Below are 4,167 nucleotides of genomic sequence, written 5' to 3' on the forward strand. Positions count from 1 at the left end.
CCGTCCGGGGGCTCGCGGCGCGCCCGGCCCTGGCGCCTCCACCCTCACTCCCAGGGCCTCTTCCAGGACTTCGCGGCCGATATGACCCGGGCGTAGCAAGGTGGGCCGCTCGCCGGCGCAATCCACGATGGTGGATTCGATGCCCACCGGGCACGCGCCCCCGTCCAGGATAAGGTCTACCGCGCCGTCCAGCTCGGCCTCCACGTGCTGGGCGGTGGTGGGGCTCAAGCGGCCGAAGCGGTTGGCCGAGGGAGCGGCAATGCCGCCACCAAAAGCCTGGAGCAGGGCTTGGGCCACGGGATGGGCGGGCACCCGTAGGCCCACGGTGTCCTGGCCGCCCGTCACCGCATCGGGAACGCCGGGGCCGCGCCGCAGGATGAGGGTCAAAGGGCCCGGCCAGAAGCGCTCCGCGAGCCGCCGCGCCCCGTCGGGAATGTCCACGGCCCAGGCCTCGAGCTGGGCCGCTTCCGCCAGGTGCACGATGACCGGATGGTGCTGGGGACGGCCCTTGGCGGCAAAGATCTTGCCGACGGCCTCCGGGTTGCGGGCGTCCGCCCCCAAGCCGTACACGGTCTCCGTGGGAAAGGCAACCAGTCCCCCCGCCCGCAGGATGTCCACCGCCTTAGCGATTTCCCGCTCCAGCATGGTCCCGAGTTTACCGCGGAAGGGCCCGCTGGACGCAAAAAGCGTGAGCGGTAAAAAAACCGCCTGCCTTCCATTTCCCGGAATTTGATCGGGATTTGCAGCGGCGCGCCTTCAGCCCGTCAGCCGCCGCAGGGCCTCTTGATATTTCTCCTCGGTCTTGGCAAGGACATCGGGAGGCAGGGCAGGGGCCGGTGCCTTCTTGTCCCAGGGCTGAGCCTCCAGCCAGTCGCGCACAAATTGCTTGTCGAAGCTGGGGGGGCTCGCACCCGGCCGGTATTGGTCCCGCGGCCAGAAGCGGGAGGAATCCGGGGTCAAGACTTCGTCGATGAGATAGAGCTTGCCTGCCAAGTCCACCCCGAACTCGAACTTGGTGTCGGCGATGATGATGCCCCGAGTTTCCGCGTAGCGGGCCGCCTCGGTATAGAGGCGCAGCGCCACGGCGCGCACCTGCTCCGCCCGCTCGCGCCCCACCCGGCGCGCCATCTCGTCGAAGCTGATGTTTTCGTCATGGGCCCCGGCCGGTGCCTTGGTGGCCGGCGTGAAGAGGGGCTCAGGCAGCTTGTCCGCTTCTTGCAGCCCGGCGGGGAGGGGGATGCCGCATACCCGGCCCGTCGACCGATAGTCCTTCCAGCCGGAACCGGCGAGATAACCCCGCACCACCGCCTCGATAGGCAGGGGCTCGAGGCGCCGCACCACGAAGGCACGACCCTGCACCTGGGGGCGTTCTTCCGGGGCCACCACCGAGGCCGGGTCGATGCCGGTCAGGTGATGGGGAATGAGGGGGGCGAGCTTGTCGAACCAGAACTGGGACAAGGCGGTGAGCACCCGCCCCTTGCCGGGCACCGGGGTGGGCAGCACCACGTCGAAGGCGGACAGCCGGTCGGTCTGGATCACCAACAGCTTGTCTTCCCCCACGGCGTAGAGATCCCGTACCTTGCCCCGGTGCAGGAAGGGCAAGCTCTTGATATTGGACTCGAAAAGCGCGGGGGTCATCCCAGCCCTCCCTCGTGTTTCGCAGCCACCTCAGGCCCGGGCCGCCTGGCCGGAAGGCAGGTCTGTTCCAGCCGCGCCTTGATGGCGAGCGCCGTGTCGAGGGCAGACTCGACACGGTCGGCGAGCACCGTGTAATGGCCCATCTTGCGCCGCGGCCGCGCCTCTCGCTTGCCATAGAGGTGGAGCTTTGCCCGCGGATGCTCCAACACCAGGCGCCAGTCGGGCTCGCCTCGGGCCCAGAGGTCCCCCAGCAGGTTCACCATCACGGCGGGGCAGTGCAGCCCTGGATCCCCCAGGGGCAGCTGCGCCAGCACCCGCACCTGTTGCTCGAACTGGGAGGTAATGCAAGCATCCAGGCTGTAGTGGCCGCTGTTGTGGGGACGGGGAGCGATTTCATTGACCACGAGCCGCCCGTCCTCCAGCACGAACATCTCCACGCACAGCACCCCTCGGTAGTCCAGGGCTTCGGCCACTGCGATCCCGGTGCGGCAGGCCTCCGCCGCGAGGGAGGCCGACACCCGCGCCGGCACGATGGAGATGTCCAGGATGCCATGACGGTGCTGGTTCTCCGCCACCGGAAAGGTGACCACCTGGCCGGCGACATCCCGGGCCACCACCACCGACACCTCCGTTGCCAGGGCGAGGCGCTTCTCCAGCACGCATGGCTCGCTCCCCAGGCTGTGCCAGGCCGCTAGCGCGTGGGCCGGGTTTGCCACCGGCACCTGGCCTTTGCCGTCGTAGCCAAAGCGGCTCACCTTGAGGATCCCGGGGTAGAGCTCGACCGCCTCAGCGCTCGCCAGCGCAGCGCCGTCCTGCACCACGACGAAGGGCGCCACCGGGAAACCCGCGGCACAGAGGAATTCCTTTTCACGGATGCGGTCCTGGGCCACCGCCACGCTCTCGGCCGTGGGGCTCACCCCACAGTGCCGGGCGAGAAACCCCAAGGCTTCCGCAGGCACGTTCTCGAACTCGGTGGTGACGGCGGCGCAGGCGCGCGCGAGGCGGGCGAGCGCCGCAGGATCGGCGTAATCCGCACGAATGTGCTCGTCGGCCACGTCTCCTGCCGGGCTGTGCAGGCCCGGATCCAACACCACGACCCGGTAGCCCATTCGCTGGGCCGCCATGGTGAACATGCGGCCGAGCTGGCCCCCGCCCAGGAGCCCGAGGGTGGATCCCGGGACGATCATGGCGGAGGCAGTTTCATGGCCCGCACCGCTTGGCGCAACGCCTCCCGGTGCTCGGCGAGCCGTTGTCTTACGCCCTCATCGCGCACGGCGACGAGGGCGGCGGCGAAAAGTCCGGCGTTGGCTGCCCCCGCCTCGCCGATGGCGAAGGTGGCCACGGGAACCCCCTCGGGCATCTGTACGATGGACAAGAGGGAATCGAGACCCTGCAGATGCCGGGAAGGGACAGGCACCCCCAACACCGGGAGAATGGTCTTGGCAGCAAGCATGCCGGGCAGGTGGGCCGCGCCTCCCGCGCCGGCGATGATGCAGGCGAGTCCGCGCTCGGCGGCGCGGGCGGCGTAGTCAAACATGTCGTCGGGAGTGCGATGAGCGGAGACGACCCGCGCCTCGAAGGGCACGCCCAGCGTTTCCAGTATCCGGACGGCGTGCTGCATCACCGCCCAGTCGCTCTGGCTGCCCATCACCACCCCGACCAAGGGTTGGTCCATCGGCGGTGCCCTGGAAAAGAAAAGGCGACAATTATAAGCGAACCGACCGAAGGACGGGCGGGCCGGGTGGAAAGCCTCAGGGCTTCAGCTCGACGTCGAGGGTCAGGCGGTCGAGGGCGTGGGGCCGGAACCGCCCGTCGGCGTAGGCAAGATGCTCCGGGTGCCGGGCGTAGAGTCCTACCACCTCCCGCGCGGCAAAGCGCACCAGCCAGGCCCACTGATAGCGAGCATCGGGCGCCAAGGCCCGACCCGCCTCCACGTGCCGCACCCCGGGAACCCGGGCGAGCCGCTCCTCGCCCTCGGCGATGAACGCGTCCATTTCTTCAGGATCGAGCCCGTGGGAATTGAAAAGCACCACGTGGACTACTTCCCGCCACGGGCGACAGGCGGCAAGGGCCGCCTCGGCCTGCCCGGCGGCGCCAAAGACGGCGCTCACCCGTGCCACCTCGGCCTGGACGGCCTGCCGCACCCCGGCGAGGAGCCGCGTATAGCCGGCCCGGGGATCGCTGGCGCTCGCCTGTCGCACCGCCTCCGCGGCGGCGTCCGACAAAGCCGTGTAGTAATTGATCTTGGCAACGCCCCGTTCAATCAAGCGCCGGAACTCCCCGTCCTCTAGGCCCGTGCCCCCGTGGATCACCAGGGGAATCCCCAGCGCCGCGTCGATGCGCTCCAGGCGCTCGAAATCGAGCCGAGGCCGCCCCCGCAGGCGGCCGTGGACCGTGCCCACCGATACCGCCAAGCAGTCCACCCCCGTCTCCTCGACGAAGCGGCGTGCCTCCTCGGGGGAGGTGTAGACGGGCTCCCCAGGATGTTTTTCCGCGTCCTCCCCTTCCACCCCCGCCACGTAACCAAGC

Annotated in this window: 5 protein-coding genes; all 5 read right to left on the reverse strand. The window is 69.3% G+C overall.

Features of this window, described 5'->3' with window-relative positions:
• Positions 1-645, reverse strand: a 645-nt coding sequence (locus tag V7Q81_RS14935) for an L-threonylcarbamoyladenylate synthase (RefSeq protein ID WP_333844873.1), incomplete at its 3' end; no start/stop codon positions are given.
• A 111-nt stretch (positions 646-756) separates the two neighbouring features.
• Positions 757-1,638, reverse strand: coding sequence for a phosphoribosylaminoimidazolesuccinocarboxamide synthase (locus tag V7Q81_RS14940; protein WP_333844876.1), 882 nt, complete (start codon positions 1,636-1,638; stop codon positions 757-759).
• Positions 1,635-2,825, reverse strand: a complete 1,191-nt coding sequence (locus tag V7Q81_RS14945) for a 5-(carboxyamino)imidazole ribonucleotide synthase (protein ID WP_333844878.1) — start codon at positions 2,823-2,825, stop codon at positions 1,635-1,637. The genes V7Q81_RS14940 and V7Q81_RS14945 overlap by 4 nt, the downstream gene beginning before the upstream one ends.
• Positions 2,822-3,313, reverse strand: a complete 492-nt coding sequence (gene purE, locus V7Q81_RS14950; protein ID WP_333844880.1) for a 5-(carboxyamino)imidazole ribonucleotide mutase — start codon at positions 3,311-3,313, stop codon at positions 2,822-2,824. Before purE ends, V7Q81_RS14945 begins: the two co-directional genes overlap by 4 nt.
• 76 nt (positions 3,314-3,389) lie before the next feature.
• A partial coding sequence (locus V7Q81_RS14955; RefSeq protein ID WP_333844883.1) for a class II fructose-bisphosphate aldolase occupies positions 3,390-4,167 on the reverse strand: 778 nt, incomplete at its 5' end.

Source organism: Pelomicrobium sp., assembly GCF_036803785.1.
Taxonomy (GTDB): Bacteria; Pseudomonadota; Gammaproteobacteria; order Burkholderiales; family UBA6910; genus Pelomicrobium.

Coding starts and splice junctions, on each gene's coding strand:
- V7Q81_RS14945 (WP_333844878.1), bottom strand. CDS start 2,825: ATGATCGTCCCGGGATCCACCCTCGGGCTCCTGGGCGGGGGCCAGCTC.
- V7Q81_RS14940 (WP_333844876.1), bottom strand. CDS start 1,638: ATGACCCCCGCGCTTTTCGAGTCCAATATCAAGAGCTTGCCCTTCCTG.
- purE (WP_333844880.1), bottom strand. CDS start 3,313: ATGGACCAACCCTTGGTCGGGGTGGTGATGGGCAGCCAGAGCGACTGG.